General features: G+C 45.0%; 10 protein-coding genes. 5 read left to right on the top strand and 5 right to left on the bottom strand.

What is annotated here, in order from left to right; all coding sequences use genetic code 11:
* Positions 1 to 130: 130 nt before the first annotated feature.
* Positions 131 to 2,881, top strand: coding sequence for a TonB-dependent receptor (locus tag B0E43_RS24600; protein ID WP_077346446.1), 2,751 nt, complete (start codon positions 131 to 133; stop codon positions 2,879 to 2,881).
* Positions 2,882 to 2,987: 106 nt separating this feature from the next.
* Here B0E43_RS24600 and B0E43_RS24595 read toward each other — a convergent pair whose 3' ends face one another.
* On the bottom strand, positions 2,988 to 3,473 hold the full coding sequence (locus B0E43_RS24595; protein ID WP_077346444.1) for a DinB family protein: 486 nt from the start codon (positions 3,471 to 3,473) through the stop codon (positions 2,988 to 2,990).
* Between the two features lie 110 nt (positions 3,474 to 3,583).
* Between B0E43_RS24595 and B0E43_RS24590 the strand changes: the two genes are divergently transcribed.
* On the top strand, positions 3,584 to 4,540 hold the full coding sequence (locus B0E43_RS24590) for a YafY family protein (protein WP_077346442.1): 957 nt from the start codon (positions 3,584 to 3,586) through the stop codon (positions 4,538 to 4,540).
* Positions 4,541 to 4,611: 71 nt separating this feature from the next.
* On the opposite strand, the gene B0E43_RS24585 is transcribed toward B0E43_RS24590, so the two are convergent.
* From B0E43_RS24585 to B0E43_RS24575, 3 genes are all read right to left on the bottom strand, one after another.
* Positions 4,612 to 6,003 (bottom strand): TolC family protein, encoded by a 1,392-nt coding sequence (locus tag B0E43_RS24585; protein WP_077346441.1) that lies wholly within the window; start codon positions 6,001 to 6,003, stop codon positions 4,612 to 4,614.
* A complete protein-coding gene (locus B0E43_RS24580; protein ID WP_168171878.1) occupies positions 6,000 to 7,538 on the bottom strand; it encodes an MFS transporter in 1,539 nt (512 codons plus the stop codon). The genes B0E43_RS24585 and B0E43_RS24580 overlap by 4 nt, the downstream gene beginning before the upstream one ends.
* Positions 7,539 to 7,611: 73 nt before the next feature.
* A complete protein-coding gene (locus B0E43_RS24575; protein ID WP_077346437.1) occupies positions 7,612 to 8,625 on the bottom strand; it encodes an HlyD family secretion protein in 1,014 nt (337 codons plus the stop codon).
* 308 nt (positions 8,626 to 8,933) lie between these two features.
* On the opposite strand from B0E43_RS24575, the gene B0E43_RS24570 reads away from it, so the two are divergent.
* The gene (locus B0E43_RS24570; RefSeq protein WP_077346435.1) at positions 8,934 to 10,130 is read left to right on the top strand and encodes an ATP-binding protein; all 1,197 of its coding nucleotides are present in this window, start codon (positions 8,934 to 8,936) and stop codon (positions 10,128 to 10,130) included.
* Between the two features lie 116 nt (positions 10,131 to 10,246).
* Here B0E43_RS24570 and B0E43_RS24565 read toward each other — a convergent pair whose 3' ends face one another.
* The gene (locus B0E43_RS24565; protein ID WP_077346434.1) at positions 10,247 to 12,508 is read right to left on the bottom strand and encodes a Tex family protein; all 2,262 of its coding nucleotides are present in this window, start codon (positions 12,506 to 12,508) and stop codon (positions 10,247 to 10,249) included.
* Between the two features lie 314 nt (positions 12,509 to 12,822).
* Between B0E43_RS24565 and B0E43_RS24560 the strand changes: the two genes are divergently transcribed.
* Both B0E43_RS24560 and B0E43_RS24555 read left to right on the top strand, forming a co-directional pair.
* Complete coding sequence (locus B0E43_RS24560) at positions 12,823 to 13,395, top strand: TlpA disulfide reductase family protein (protein WP_077346433.1); 573 nt, start codon at positions 12,823 to 12,825, stop codon at positions 13,393 to 13,395.
* Between the two features lie 98 nt (positions 13,396 to 13,493).
* On the top strand, positions 13,494 to 15,827 hold the full coding sequence (locus B0E43_RS24555; protein WP_077346432.1) for a glycoside hydrolase N-terminal domain-containing protein: 2,334 nt from the start codon (positions 13,494 to 13,496) through the stop codon (positions 15,825 to 15,827).
* Position 15,828: the final 1 nt, after the last annotated feature.

The raw sequence follows: 15,828 nt of genomic DNA, 5'->3' as shown, positions 1-15,828 counted from the left end.
CCTTTCTAAAAGGCTTATCCTCCGTTCAGACAAAACTTTGCGGAATCATCGCACAGGGTTCCTTAATTTGCGCAATGTTCCATCGAGTAGATTTCTACCGACAAACGCAAACCTATTTAACCCCCTTTTAATGAAATATTATATTCTTTTTCTGATCCTGATTTCAGGAATTTCAAAAGGAATGGCCCAGACTTACTCCCTTCAAGGAAATGTGCTGGAATCAGATTCTCAGCAAGCAATACCCTATGCCAACATTTTACTCCTAAGCCAATCAGACTCAGCTCAGGTAAAGGGAGTCATTTCAGACATAGACGGGAATTTTGAAATAAATTCCGTCAAGCAGGGATCATATATCCTAAAAGTCCAATACCTGGGATATCAGGAATTTTTTAAAACGATTCAGATACAATCCAATATGGCTTTAGGCACTATCCACCTTAAGGAAGTAGCTACCGATCTGAATGAAGTGGTAGTGGCTGCGCAACGATCCAGGGGAGAACAAAGAAACGACACAACAATGTACAATGCTGATGCCTTCAAAACCATGAAGGATGCCAGTGCCCAAAAACTTATCGAGAAGCTTCCCGGAGTTACTTCCCAAGATGGCTCACTTCAGGCCCAGGGGGAAACAATTACCCAGATCCTTGTTGACGGAAAACCTTTCTTTGGCTCCGATGTCAAAACCGCACTTCAAAACCTCCCGGCCGAGGTCATTGATAAAATCGAAATCTATGATCAGAAGAGTGAAAAAGCCCAGCTTAGTGGCTTTGACGATGGACAAAGACTCAAGACCATCAACATCGTCACCAAGCAAAATAGACGAAAAGGACAGTTTGGGAAAACTACCGTAGGATACGGTACCGACGAGCGATATATAGCAGGTGCCAGTATCAATCTATTCAACGAAGACCGTAGAATTACATTCACTGGACTGTCCAACAATATCAACATGACCAGCTATTCCAGCGACCCGAACTCCTATGGAAACATGAGCCCTCAAAATGGACTCATTACGACAAACACCATAGGCACCAATTACTCGGATCTCTGGGGAAAAAAAATCAAAGTCACCGGGAGCTATGTTTACTCCAACAACAAAAATGTCGGAGTGGTCAACCGGGTCAGGGAGTATGTCACCACGGATGAAAGCAACCAATATTATTCAGAAAACAGCACAGATCGCCGAACCAACAAACAGCACGAGGCCAACCTAAGACTCGATTATAACATCGATGAAAACAACCGAATACTCTATGTGCCTACGCTTCGGGCCCGGTATGAAACTGAAAATTCAAGTTTTTTCGGTGAAACCACCAATGCTGGTAGTCTGGTAAACGAGGTAGAAAACATCAAAAATGGCTACTACCAAGATTACGATGTTTTCAACCGACTATTTTACAGCCACAAGTTTTCAAAACCCGGAAGAACCATCTCTTGGAGAAGTAACTTCCATAAGGGTTGGAACATCGACGATTCTGACCGTAAAGCGAGAAACACCTATTATGAAGGATCCGGCGATAGATCTGAGATTCTAAATCAAAATATAACCAGGGAGCGGACAGGCTTGGGCTGGGGAACCGGGGTTTCTTATACTGAACCTCTCGGGAAAAAGAGTCAAATGGAAATCGAATATGAAATCGAAAATCGAAATAATGACTCCGACAAGCTTACTTTCAATGTCGATGGAGGGGATTTCGAGTATGGCAATCACTCCCTAGATACCGCACTAAGCAACACGTTTATCAGTGATTATTTAACCCAACAGGCTGAATTGGGCTACCAATACCAATCCACCAAATTCAAACTCCAGGCAGAAGTTGAGTATCAGAATGCTAGCTTGGACAACAAGCAGGAATTCCCTCAGCCTTTTGAATTGAACCGGAATTTCTCAAGCGTTATGCCAACGGTGAGAATGGAATATAAGATTTCCCAAAACACCAATATTCAATTTGATTACGACACGCAAACCCAGGAACCGGATATTAGCCAACTGCAGTCTGTTGTTGACAACTCCAATCCATTGCAACTCAGAACCGGAAATCCAGAACTGGATCAGTCTTACAACAACCAGTTCAGGTTTAGGTTTAGAAGCAACAATCCAGACACCAACAAAAGTTGGTTCCTGTTTGCGCGATCCAATTGGACCAATAATTATATCAGCAACAGTGTTTTTATTGCCGACGAACCTACCGAAATCCAAGATGGGATTATACTTGAAAAAGGCTCCCAGCTCAACAAACCTGTCAACCTAAACGGGTATTGGGATTTCAATTCCTGGTTTAACTACGGGATGCCTTTCGGCTTTATCAAATCCAATTTCGGATACTATGCCGGGGTCAACATCACTCAGAGACCAAGTCAGGTAAACGACGAATTCGGATTCAACAATTCCAATCGTTTTTTCTCCGGGTTTTCGATCAACAGTAACATTTCAGAACAAGTTGACTTCAACTTCAACTCCAGATCTTCTTATAACAATGTGGTGAACACCCTGAATTCCAATTTGAACAACAACTACTTCCAACAGGTATTTAGTGTCAATTTCAATTGGATCATCTGGGAAGGAATCATCTATCGTCTGGATCTCTCACACCAGATCAACACTGGACTATCAGCTGGATTTGAAAATAATTTCTCCCTTGTAAATATGAGCTTGGGTAAAAAAATCTTCAAAAACGAACGTGGGGAACTGGGTCTGATGGTTTATGACCTTTTGGGACAAAATGCCAGTGTCAGAAGGGTCGTCACCGAGACCTATGTTGAAGATGTTAAAAACAACGTCCTCCAACGATTTGTCGGACTTTCCTTCTCCTACAACCTAAGAAGGTTCAGCAAAGGGATGGACGAAGACAAATACAAAGAAATGTACCAAAACAATTAAGGGAAAAGTTTGCAGTAGGCAGTGACCAGTCTCAGTAAGCAGTAGACAGTTTCTGACACCTGAATACTGATCACTGAACACTGCCTTCTGATCACTGCCTTCTGATTTATCTTTCCCAGAAAGCCGGTGGAACTATTCCCAAAGCTCTCAGATACACATAGCCCTGCCCTCTGTGGTGGATTTCATTATCAATGAAATAAAGTAGGGTACAGTAACCTTTGTCCTCATACTGACCAAATGCCACCAGTTTTTCCTGAAATCTTCCCTCTGGGATCTGCGACCAATATTGGTCAATCTGCTCAGTGGTTTTGTCCCAAAGTTCCAGCAACTTTTCTTTGCTTCCCTTAGCCTGATCTCTTTCATCCAGCTCCTTCCATTCGTCAGTCGCCAGACCCACCACTCCGGGTCCGGCAATTCCCAAAAGTTCAGAAACCAGCTCTGCAAAAGTTCTCATTCCACCAATACTAAAGGAAAACAGATCCTTTTCAGGAAAAGCCTCGATTGTCCTGCGAGTCAATGCGCGGTGTCCCTGCCAGTGCGCCAGCAATTGTTCTTTTGAAATCAGTGTCTCATTTTTCACTTGAGTTTCCATAATATTTATTGGTTAGGTTGTTTATTGATTCAAAGAAACTACCGCTCAGTGACAACAGTATGTCAGCAGGGTTTTCGTATTTTTCATTTTTTCTAAAAAAAATCAAACGCATGAACCGGATCGACCGACTCACGGCCATTCTTACCCAACTCCAATCCAAGCGGGTCACCAAGGCGCAAGAAATTGCTAATCGATTTTCGATCAGCCTGAGAACCGTCTATCGGGATGTCCGGGCGCTGGAGGAAGCCGGTGTGCCCGTCATTGGTGAGGCCGGGCAGGGCTATTCTTTGGTAGAGGGATATCGACTGCCTCCGGTGATGTTTACCCAAGAAGAGGCGCAAGCATTTGTCGTGGCGGAGAAGATCTTCGAAAAACTTTCGGATCGTAGCAGCGGCGAGCATTTTCACTCGGCCATGCTCAAGATCAAATCCGTTTTACGCAGCTCAGAAAAAGACCGTCTTGATCAGTTATCTCCTTTAGTGGCAGTATTTCGAAACAGAAATCAACTCCAACTCAAGGGAAAAGACGAGCACCTTCGCATGATCTTGGACTCTCTCAGTTCCAAAAGACTGCTGGCAATGAACTATACCACCTTTGCGGAAGAACAAACAAGCAGCCGAAATGTAGAATGTGTGGGCCTATACTACGCCTTTGATCAGTGGTATCTGATCGGCTGGTGTCGGCTGAGAAAGGATTACCGGACCTTCCGCCTGGATCGCATCAACAGTCTGAAAACACTGGATGAAACCTACGATCCACAGGCGCATCCCACCCTGAAAGAATACATCGACAAAGTCCGCGCAGCCGAAAACCTGATCCAAATCGTACTTTCTGTGCCTTTTTCCTTTGAAAAATACCTTCGTGAACAAAAGTATAACCAGGGCTTTGTGATGGAAAAAAGACTGGAAGATCGCGTGGAAATGACCTTTATGACTTCCCACCTCGAAGGATTCGTCCGCTGGGTAATGTGTTTGGCGGATGGAGTTCGCATCGTTTCCCCTCCCGAAGCGAAATCCCGACTGAAAGAACTGGTAGAGGAAATTAGAGGGAACTTAAAAACTGATTAACTGCAAAATTTCAACTTACAATAGAAAAGGACGGTTGACTTACTTTTGGGCCATCTGTGGACCGTGGGCTGCTACAATCCACCCAATGCATTGAATGAACCGATCACCCGCCGCCCTTCTATTTGGCTCAGCATCAATTGAAGTAATTCATTAAAATATCTCGCCTGGTTGTCATACAGATCGTTTTCCCCCAAGATCATGTCTTGGTTGTCTGCCACACCGTTGACAAATGCTTCATGCAGCAACTCGATGTTATGATTTGCCAATTTTAGATTTGCGTCCGCAAAGTGGAATCTCTCCATGGCTTTTTGGATCTGCACCTGCGTGATTGCTCTCTCCGATTCGAATTGATTTGAAAATTGATCCAAATAATCCCGAGTCTGGAGCGCAACCAACTTTCTCTGATCCACACCACGCCTCACATCCAGGCCGTTGAAAATGGGAATGCCCAGATTTATCCCGATGTAGGAATACGGCTTCCATCTTTCCCCCTGGAAAATCAGATCTATCTCATTTGCCGCAGGCGAAAATCCCAGGGCGGCATCAGCCCCAATTACCGGCCCGGATCGGCTTTTCTCCAGTTTGATGGATTCATCGGCAATAGCAATCTGAGTTTCCAGCATTTGATTTTCGATCCGTTGAGCTGGAGTTCCCTGGGATAATTGAACCATTAATTCATCCGCTCCACTCACGATTTGATTTGCGGTGAGTTGACTGGTCAAAACCATGCTTTCCTCCTCCAGGTAATTCATCTGAAACTGCAATGCCACCAAGGCCTCGTTGTAGCTTCCCTGCACATTGGCAAGCTCGCTCCGCATCCTGTTTCCGGTCACTTCCACTCGGTTTACCTCGATTTGCACCCCTGCACCATAGTCAAATTTTACCCTGGTCAATTCAATCAGTGAATCGATACGGGTTATGTTTCCCTCAAGAAATTTCGCCTGAAGCTCCAACAATTTGCAGGTATTGAATGCCTTGATAATTCCGGTGATGATGTCAATTTTTAAACTGACAAACTGCTGGTTTTGCAATTGCTGGTTTTGCACTGCGATATTGTAATTGTTGCGGTAAGAAGGATCGAAAATAAGCTGGTTGACATTGAATGAGGGGTACCAACTGTTTTTATAACCTACATCCAGTGCCTGAGGCTCACCCACTGGCAAAGAAGGCGGTGCCAGCGCTGAACCGCCTTCAACCAGGGTTTTTCTCGTAGCGATATAGTATTGGAATGCCGAGGCAAAATTTGCTCTCGGAAGGTATAATCCCGTCACCCTCTGCTTGCCCAATTCAGCTATCGCGGTATCTCTTGCGATAGCATTCAGCAGCGGATTATTTTCGAATGCATAGTTGATACAATCCTCCACCGTGAAGCTTCTTTGTGCGTAGGTTTGTGCCAAACAAAGCATGGTAATCAAAAGGGTGCACGTACTTATTTTGACCATTTTCAGGCTGAAATTTTTCATTTTCCGGGTTCTTTAGAATTGAATAAGTGGAAAAGCATCTGATAATTTCGAGCTATCCATAATAGAAAAAGTACCAATGCCAGGGCAATGCACATCACTCCACCTTTCCACAGAATTTCACTCATGCTGAGGAAAAAAGACTGTAGGTTTACCATTCCTGTGAGTCCATTTATTGCAGCTTGGTAGGATTGGTCTGCATCCAGACCATTGCTTCGATACAGAGATTGGAGCATATTCAATCTTTCCTGCACCAGCGGATTTCCGGGATCAGTATAGCTGATCATCAGGTTAAAATTTCTGGAACTTTCAAAGTTGAGAATCCTGCCCAATTCAGTCGCGGTAAGCGCAATTCCAAGGGTAAATGCCACGCTTCGAAAATTGGCCACTTTGCCGATATGCTCCGGAGGGACGCTTTTGACTGCGATGATGATCACACTTGTGGCAACTACCCCTGCTCCTGCTATCCCGATAAGTGAAGGAGTGATGATGCTGTCAAAACTAAATTCAGGACTTAGCTTGGACAATGAAAACGCAGTATAGGCAATCGCAAGCAAACCTACGATCATCAACCAATGCGCATTGAATTTTTTCACGATCAGGATAAAGGTGAAGATGAGCATCACGAAAACAACGAGGAAGAGAAAGTTGATGAAATGAAACACGTCCCCCATCGGCATTTGCAGGATCCCGCCAAGCAATTTGGCAAGGATGGAAACATTGAAAACAAAAGCCGCCCCGGTCAGATAGGAAATCAAAAGCGCCAATACGAATTCGGGATATTGCAACAGCTTGGTATCGAATAAGGGCTTTTCATGGGTAAGCCCTCGAATCAACAAAGTAACTGCCGCCAATAGGGCAATGATGGCCGATATCAGAATTTTGGGATCACTGATTCCCTCGTATTGTTCGCGGAAAAGCACCAGAAAAAAGAGGGAAACAATCAGGATCGAAAATGGAATCAGGCTAATCCAGTCTTCCTCTATTTCTTCATTTTTCTGCTTGCTTGGCACAAAGTAGAAGGAGAAAACAAGCAACACCAGCATGATCGGGATGCTTAAAAAGTAATTAAACTGCCAGCCATAATCTTCGGTAAACAGGCTATTGCAAAGCATACCCAAACACAAGCCTCCAATATTGGCCGCTACGGTGTATAAAGAGCCAATGATTCTTGCTTTGCCTTCAAAGGTGGAAAGGAACATTTGGGTTGAAACTGCGATTATAAACCCGTTGGCAATACCGGCTGCAATTCTTGATATCAGCAATTCATTGAATTCTGCTGCTGAAAATGAAAAGAAAGTAGCGACCAGAAATATTAAAACAGCTCCGATAAACAAGCTCTTATTTCCTAGCCATTTTATAAAAACCAACCCTGCAATGCCGGTGATGATGGTTCCGGATTGAAAACCCCGGAGGAGCCAGGCGGCATCTTTGGCAGTAACTCCAAAATATCCCTGAACATAACTGAATGAAAGACTTTGTCCCAGGAAATTAAAACTCCCAACAAGCAATGCAGTGAGAAAAAATAAGCGCGTCAAAAATTTATGATCTATAGTCATTTAGTTGCGCTATTTCCCTGTTGATTACATTCTAAAGGAGTATAAAAACCCATTATTGAGATACCATAAGGCTAAATCCTGGCCTCAACATTTTTTGTGCTTTGGCAGCATCCTCAAATCTGATTCTGACGGGAACACGCTGGATCACTTTTACATAATTGCCCGTGGCATTGTCAGGTGGCAACAACGCAAACTTGGAACCGGTGGCGCTTCCTACCGATTCTACAATTCCATAAAAAACTTCATCAGGATAGGCATCTGCGATTATTTTAACCCGTTGCCCTTCGGGAAAAGCAGCTAGTTGGGTTTCTTTGAAATTGGCTGTAACCCACAAATCATTGGACTGAACAATGGAATATAATTGCGCACCGGTACGCACCATTTGGCCAGCCTGGATTTTTCGCTTCGATACAAAACCACTTACCGGGGCCTTTATGGTTGCGTATTCAATATTCTGTTTGATAATGGCAACCTGATTCGTCTGTGCGATAATTTCCTGATGGGCTAGTTCCAATTGCGTTTTTGCATCCACCAGTTGGGACTCTACCTGAACCTGTCGGTTATAGGCATTTTGCAGCGCTACCTGATTATTTTTAAAACTCTCTTCTGTTTTTTCATATACCTGTACCGAAACCACACCCTTTTCCTGCAAGACCTTATTTCGCTTGTAATTGCTTTCAGAAGTGTTGACCGAGACATTCTGCGCCTCAATATTTTGAGCGGCAATCTCCTTTTCCATTTCCACCACATCGATCCCCACTTCGGCTCTTTTCACCTTGGTATTGGAGATGTTCAAAGCTGTTAATGCCTGCGTCAGTTGCAAGTAAAGGTCAGTAGTGTCGAGCTGTACGAGAATATCTCCTTCTTCTACAAATTGGTCATCTTTAATAAAAATAGAATCCACAAAACCATCGGTACGGGCCAAAACAGGAACAATGTTCCCATCCACTTGAGCATCGTCGGTGCGGTTTTTCTCATCGTAATAGCTGATCACCAACCAATAAATAACTGCGAGAGTCAGAGAAATCAATAGCAGGATAAAAATATTGCGGACGGCTGGCTTCATTTTGTAAATGTAGTTAATTGGATAAATGCTCCAAATTTATAAATCACTCAAACACCTAGTCTTATAAGTCATAACGCGCAATCAAAATTCTAATTTCAAAATCTCTTCGCCAATGTGAGTGTCACCACTCACATTCCGGTCAAAAACCCATTTGGTGATAATAATTATTGGGGGAGAGAAACTCAAAAGTTGTCAAAATCAGGCGATTTGGATTATAATTTTGTCGAATCAAAAAGTCATGTTTAATATAATAATGTCTTTTTTATTCGACATTTATTAAATAAATTTGAAGAGTAGACTCTACAAAAATGGACATTCTATTTTCGAACTTCCACAATCTGTTAAGTCAGGTTGACGACAAATTCTTCCGATATCTATTCTCAGAAATAGACTGGAACCAGCGAATGCTGGCTATCAAAGGCCCCAGAGGTTCTGGCAAAACCACCCTCATGCTCCAGCGAATCAAATATGGAATTGGGGCGGGCCCCAACCAAGTATTATACTTTTCAGCCGATCATTACTGGTTTTATACCCATAATCTAGTCGAAACAACCTTTGATTTCTATCAAAACGGCGGCAGGTTTTTGTTCATCGACGAGGTCCACAAGTATCCCAATTGGTCCCGTGAGCTCAAAAACATCTATGACTCATTTCCTGATCTGAAAGTGGTGTTTTCTTCCTCCTCCGCTTTGGATATCTATCGGGGTGAGTCTGATTTGAGCCGTCGGGTAATCACTTATGAATTGCCGGGAATGTCATTTCGGGAATACCTGAATTTGACTCAGAAGGAGAATTTCCAAGCGGTTACTCTAGCAGAAATCCAAAACTCACATTCACAAATCACTCCAGAAATCACCTCCAAACTCCAACCGATACCGGCTTTTAAAGAGTATCTCAAGAGAGGTTATCTCCCGATTATCACCGAGTCAAATCCTGAAACAATCCCGATTTTCCTCCAACAAATCATCAACACGGTAGTCGAATCAGATCTGGCCTTCATCGCGGACTACAATGCCGGTACCGCCTACAAAGTCAAAAAACTGCTTGGCGTATTGGCGGAATCTGTTCCTTTCAAACCGAACGTATCCTCTATCTCCCGCAAGGTAGAAACCAGCCGGGACTCGGTTTATGAATGGCTTACCCAATTGGAAAAAGCCAGGTTGCTTAATTTTCTTACCGCTGAAGGAAAGGGGATTTCCTTATTGCAAAAGCCCGATAAAATCTACCTGGAAAACACCAACCTTTCCTATGCACTTCAGGCAAATCCTGATATTGGGTCTGTTCGTGAGACTTTCCTTCTCAACCAACTCAAAAACCTTCAAAAAGAAGTCAGATTGCCGGAATCAGGTGATTTCAAAGTAGACGACCTGGTGATAGAAGTTGGAGGTAAAAACAAAGATTCAAGCCAAGTCAAACACTTGGAAAACTACCTCATTGCCGCAGATGAAATAGAGCACGGCTTTGGTAAAAAGGTGCCGCTTTGGGTTTTTGGGATGATGTATTGACAGGCAACTCCTACCGCAAGATTTCCATTCCAAAAAAACATCCTCCCAAAAAAGCCCCAGCCAACTCAAGCGCTGACTGGGAACTCACTAACAAATAACCAATAACTCAATAACCCCTACTTCCCAAACTTCCCTTTCAGCATTGCCAGTTTATCTGCCATGCTTCCTTGAGGTTCTCCGACTTTTTGAGGTTTGGCAGCTGGATTTTCGGTTGTTCGGGATTTGGAATCCCGAACCCGTTCCGCAAAGGGATCTGACTTCATGCTCAGACCAATCCGCTTTCTGGGAATATCCACTTCCATCACCGTGACCTGCACTTTTTGGTTGACGGTCACGACTTCATTCGGGTCTTTCACAAATCGGTCTGCCAAATGGCTCAGGTGAACCAAACCGTCCTGATGCACTCCCACATCGACAAAAGCACCAAAAGCCGTAATATTTGTCACCACACCGGGCAGCTTCATCCCTACTTTCAAATCAGCCATGGAGTTGACTCCTTCCTGGAAATTGAATACCTCAAAGGTTTCCCGAGGATCCCGGCCTGGTTTGGCCAATTCCTCCAAGATATCTTGAAGTGTAGGCAAACCGACTGTTTCAGAAACATAGTTTTTCAAAATGATTTTGCTGCGCAAATCATCCGAACTCATCAATTCTTTAACAGAGGTATTCAGATCCTTAGCCATTTTCTCCACCAATTCATACCTCTCCGGATGGACGGCAGAAGCGTCCAGGGGATGCTTGGCTTTACTTATTCTTAAGAAACCAGCAGCCTGTTCGAAGGCTTTTTCTCCCAGACGCGGCACTTTTTTGAGTTGGGCGCGGCTGGTGAAAGGGCCGTTATCAGTTCGGAAATCCACGATGTTTTGCGCCAAAACAGGACCCAATCCCGACACATAAGTCAACAGTTGTTTGGAAGCAGTATTGACCTCCACTCCCACGCCGTTCACCGCAGACATCACGGTATCGTCCAAAGAATTTTTCAGCGCATTTTGGTCTACATCGTGCTGATACTGGCCTACTCCGATGGATTTGGGGTCAATCTTGACCAATTCTGCTAAAGGATCCATCAGTCGGCGACCTATCGAAACTGCCCCTCTAATGGTCAGATCCAAGTCAGGAAATTCCTCCCTTGCCACATCCGAAGCCGAATAAATCGAGGCCCCGGCCTCATTGACCATGGTTACAATGATGGATTTGGGCAGTCCGAGATTCTTTACAAAAGCTTCAGTCTCTCTTCCGGCCGTACCGTTTCCGATAGCGATAGCCTGCACGGAAAATTTCTCCGCCAATCCTTTCACCGTCATTCCAGCCTCAGCAGTTCGCCGCTGGGGTTCGTGCGGGTAAATCGCTTCGTAGTGTAGAAACTGACCCTGCGGCCCAAGACAAACCAATTTGCAACCAGTTCGAAAACCCGGGTCAATGGCCATCACGGACTTTTCTCCCAAGGGTGCTCCCAAAAGCAACTGACGCAGATTTTCTGCAAAAACACGGATGGCTTCTTCATCTGCTTTCTTCTTTGTCAAAAGACGGACTTCCGTCTCCATGCTTGGCTTAAGCAATCTTCGATAGCAATCCTTGATTGCCAGTTTCACTTGATCCACAGCGGAGTTGGCGGCGTTTTCCAAGATATTTCGTTCGATTACCGCTATCGCGGAAAGCTCCTCCGGACAGGAATCCAACATCAGAAACAACTCCTTTTCCCCTCTTCTCATCGCCAGAACCCGATGGGATGGAGCCGTTTTGATCGGTTCAGACCATTCGAAATAATCTTTGTATTTGATGGCTTCGTTCTCTTTTCCGGGAATGACTCGGGAAGTAAAAGTCCCTTCATCCAAGAAAAGCTTTCGCATTTTCTCCCTCAGGACAGCATTTTCGTTGACCCATTCGGCGATGATATCTCTTGCACCCTGAAGGGCTTCCTCCACAGATTTCACTTCCTTTTCCTCGCTCAAATATTTCCCGGCTTCTCCTTCGAGATCAAAGGAAGTCTGCGCAAAAATCCGTTCAGCAAGCGGCTCTAGGCCTTTTTCCCGGGCAATAGTGGCTTTGGTCCGGCGTTTGGGTTTGTAGGGCAAATAGATGTCCTCGAGCTTGGACATGGTCTCGGCTGCATCGATGGACTTTTTCAATTCGGGAGTCAGTTTCCCTTGCTCCTCGATGGATTTGAGGATGGCTTCCCGGCGCTTGTCCAGTTCTCGGAGCTGCTCAATTCGGTCCCGAATCGTAGCAACCTGCACTTCATCCAAGGTCCCGGTGGCCTCTTTTCGGTATCTGGAAATAAATGGTACCGTCGCTCCTCCGTCCAAAAGTTCGATGGTGGCTTGTACCTGATGCGGCTTGACACCCAGTTCGGAGGCGATTTTAATCTCGTACTGCATAGTATTCGGGGAATTCAATTCTATTTTGGACCTGCAAGATAAACTTCCAACGAAGGAGAATTGAGTTTTATGTGCGGCAAGTCACTAAGAAGCTGGAAATGTGGGGGTAATTTTGATTTCGGATTTTCGATTTCGGATTTCGGATTCCCGAACTTCAAAATTCGATATTCTTCATTTAGCGTTCGATATTGCTCGGATTACAAGATTGAAAAATTGGAAAATTTAGTATCCAAACCCAAACCTTCGAGGTTTCAAAAACCTCAAAGGTTATCGAAAACCTCGTAAATCGTAATTCAAAAATCGTATCTCAATAAATGGTTTGGAAAAAAGAAGTTAAGTCCTGGGGCCTGATTTTGGCCTTTTTCGCATTTCTCTACTTCACGGGATTGCTCCCGGTGATTCAGGGTGGCTTGCAGTCAGTGTTGCTTTCGACCGGCCTGATGAAACCGAAAATCGAAATTTCCGACCTCACGGATCAGAAATTCGACTACCGGGGTCAGTTCAAAGACTTTGACGGAAATATCATCGATCTGCAGGACTATCGGGGAAAGACGGTTTTCATTAACCTCTGGGCTTCCTGGTGTGGGCCATGCCGGGCGGAGATGCCTCACATTTCCGAACTCTACAAATCGGTTAAAGACACTCCGGATCTCGAATTCCTGATGATTGGGTTGGATAATGACTTCAACAAAAGCAAAGATTTCATGGATGGAAAAACCTGGACTTTCCCCACTGCACATGCAAGTTTTGGAATCAACCAAAGTCTGCAAAGTGAGTCCATCCCCACTACTTTGGTCGTCAACAAAGAAGGGAAAATCGTCTTTTACCAGCAGGGCATGAGTAATTTCAATACGGATGAATTCAAAGATTTTCTGCGCTCCTTGTAGAAAAGACGGCTTTTGAGTCAGTTTCAGGCTTTTTTTCGAAATTCCGGTTGGCGGGATTGATGATTTGTCGTAATCTTAACCCCCAACCCAAAATTCCTATGAAAAAGTCCCTGCTTTTAATCCTATGGGCATTTTTTGCTATACTTCCTGCTTTTGCCCAAAAATCTGTTCTCTGGTATGAACAGCCTGCACAAAATTGGGACGAAGCGCTCCCAGTCGGAAACGGCAGACTGGGCGCCATGGTCTTTGGCATACCCGGCAAGGAACGCATCCAGCTCAACGAGGATTCCCTATGGCCAGGAGGTCCGGATGACTGGGGACTTGCGGATGGTACTCCTGCCGATCTGGCTCAGATCCGAGAGTACATCGTGGCAGGTGAACATGTAAAGGCAGATTCACTTTTGGTATTGAAATTTTCAAGAAAAGAAATCACCCGCTCCCATCAGACGATGGGAGATCTGTGGTTTGACTTTAACTGGAACGAACTCACAGATTATAAAAGAAGTCTGGATCTGAACAAAGCAACCTCACTCACAGAGTTCAAAAGTGAAGGACATTCGGTCTCGCAGGAAGTTTTTGTCTCAGCACCCGATCAGGCGATCTTGATCAAACTACACACCACCCATCCGAATGGGTTCAGGGGACTGATCCGCATGAACCGTCCGATGGACATGGATCACCCGACTGCGGAGACAAAGGCCTTAAATGACAACCTCCTTGAAATGAAAGGAATGGTGACACAGCGCGGCGGGCAGATTGATTCCAAACCTTTTCCAATCCTGAACGGGGTAAAATTCAGAGCTCTCCTCCTTGCCCAAAATCAGGATGGGGAAATCAAGGCTAATCCAGAAGGACTTCAGGTAAACGGAGCAAAGGAAATCTACCTGAAACTGGTGGCTGAGACGAGCTTTTATCACCCGGACTTTGAAAAAAAGGCTGAAGCCGCGCTTGACGAAATCGCCTTCAGCAGTTGGGGTCAACTTCAGCAGGCTCATGAGCGAGAATACAGCTCCTGGTTTGACCGGATGAGCCTCGCATTGGGAGGGGAAACTGCGGATGAAATTCCGACTAACCAGCATATCCAAAATGTAAAAGCAGGTCAGACGGATCTTCATCTTGAAAAACTGCTCTTTGACTTTGGTCGCTACCTCTTGATTTCTTCCTCCCGTCCCGGAACCAATCCTGCCAACCTTCAAGGAATCTGGAATCATCATATCGGAGCTCCCTGGAATGCAGATTATCACCTGAATATCAACCTGCAGATGAACTATTGGCCTGCAGAAGTAACCAACCTCAGTGAGCTTCACGGTCCACTTTTTGACTTCACAGATGGGCTGATCGAAAATGGAAAGAAGCCTGCCTCAGTGAATTTCAACATGAAAGGCACCATGCTTCCCCATACCACTGATCTTTGGAAAATTCCTTTTTTACAGTCTTCCACGGCCTATTGGGGCAGTTGGATTGGGGCTGGAGCCTGGTTAGGAAGGCACTATTGGGAGCATTATCTATTTACGCAGGATCGGGATTTTCTGGAGGAAAGAGCATTGCCTGCCTTCGAGCAAATCGTCCAATTTTATTCCGATTGGCTGATGACCGATCCCCGAGACGGCACCTTGGTCTCCGCTCCTTCGACTTCTCCGGAAAATCAGTTTATCAATGAAAAAGGCCAAAAAGCAGCCTCTACTATGGGTGCCGCGATGGATCAACAACTGATAGCAGATATTTTTGGGATTTATCTGAAGTCCAATGAAATCCTGGGCAAGAGATCTGCCATCACCGATCAGATCCAAAGCCAACTGGCTCAATTGCGTACCGGGGTTCAACTCGGTTCGGATGGCAGAATACTTGAATGGGACCGTGAATACGAAGAACCGGAAAAAGGTCATCGTCACATGTCCCACCTTTATGCCTTTCACCCTGGTGCTGCCATCACCAAAAGTCAGACCCCGGAGTATTTTCAGGCTGTCAGAAAGACTCTGGAATACCGCCTGGCAAATGGAGGCGCTGGACCCGGCTGGTCCAGAGCCTGGTTGATCAACTTTTCGGCAAGACTGTTGGATGGGGAAATGGCCCATGAACACATTCAAAAACTCATCACCCAAAGCCTCCTCCCCAATTTGTTTGATGGCCATCCACCTTTTCAGATCGACGGTAATTTTGGCTATACAGCTGGGGTTGCTGAGATGCTGCTCCAATCCCATGAGGATGGGATTATCCGGGTATTGCCGGCTTTGCCAAAAGCATGGTCGAGCGGTTCAGTGAAAGGCTTGAAAGCCCGAGGAGGTTTTACACTGGATTTTACCTGGGAATCAGGCGAGGTAAAGACCGTCAGATTGCATTCGGCAAAAGGGAACAAAGTAATACTTTTTGCCGACGGATCCGAAATCGACCTTCAGCTCAAAGCTGGAGAAAGCATTGAAATGGAGTTTTGAC

The organism is Algoriphagus sp. A40, from assembly GCF_002002735.1.
Lineage (GTDB): Bacteria > Bacteroidota > Bacteroidia > Cytophagales > Cyclobacteriaceae > Algoriphagus.
Note: the sequence above shows the minus strand (reverse complement) of the source record. Positions and strands in the feature narration are given on the sequence as shown.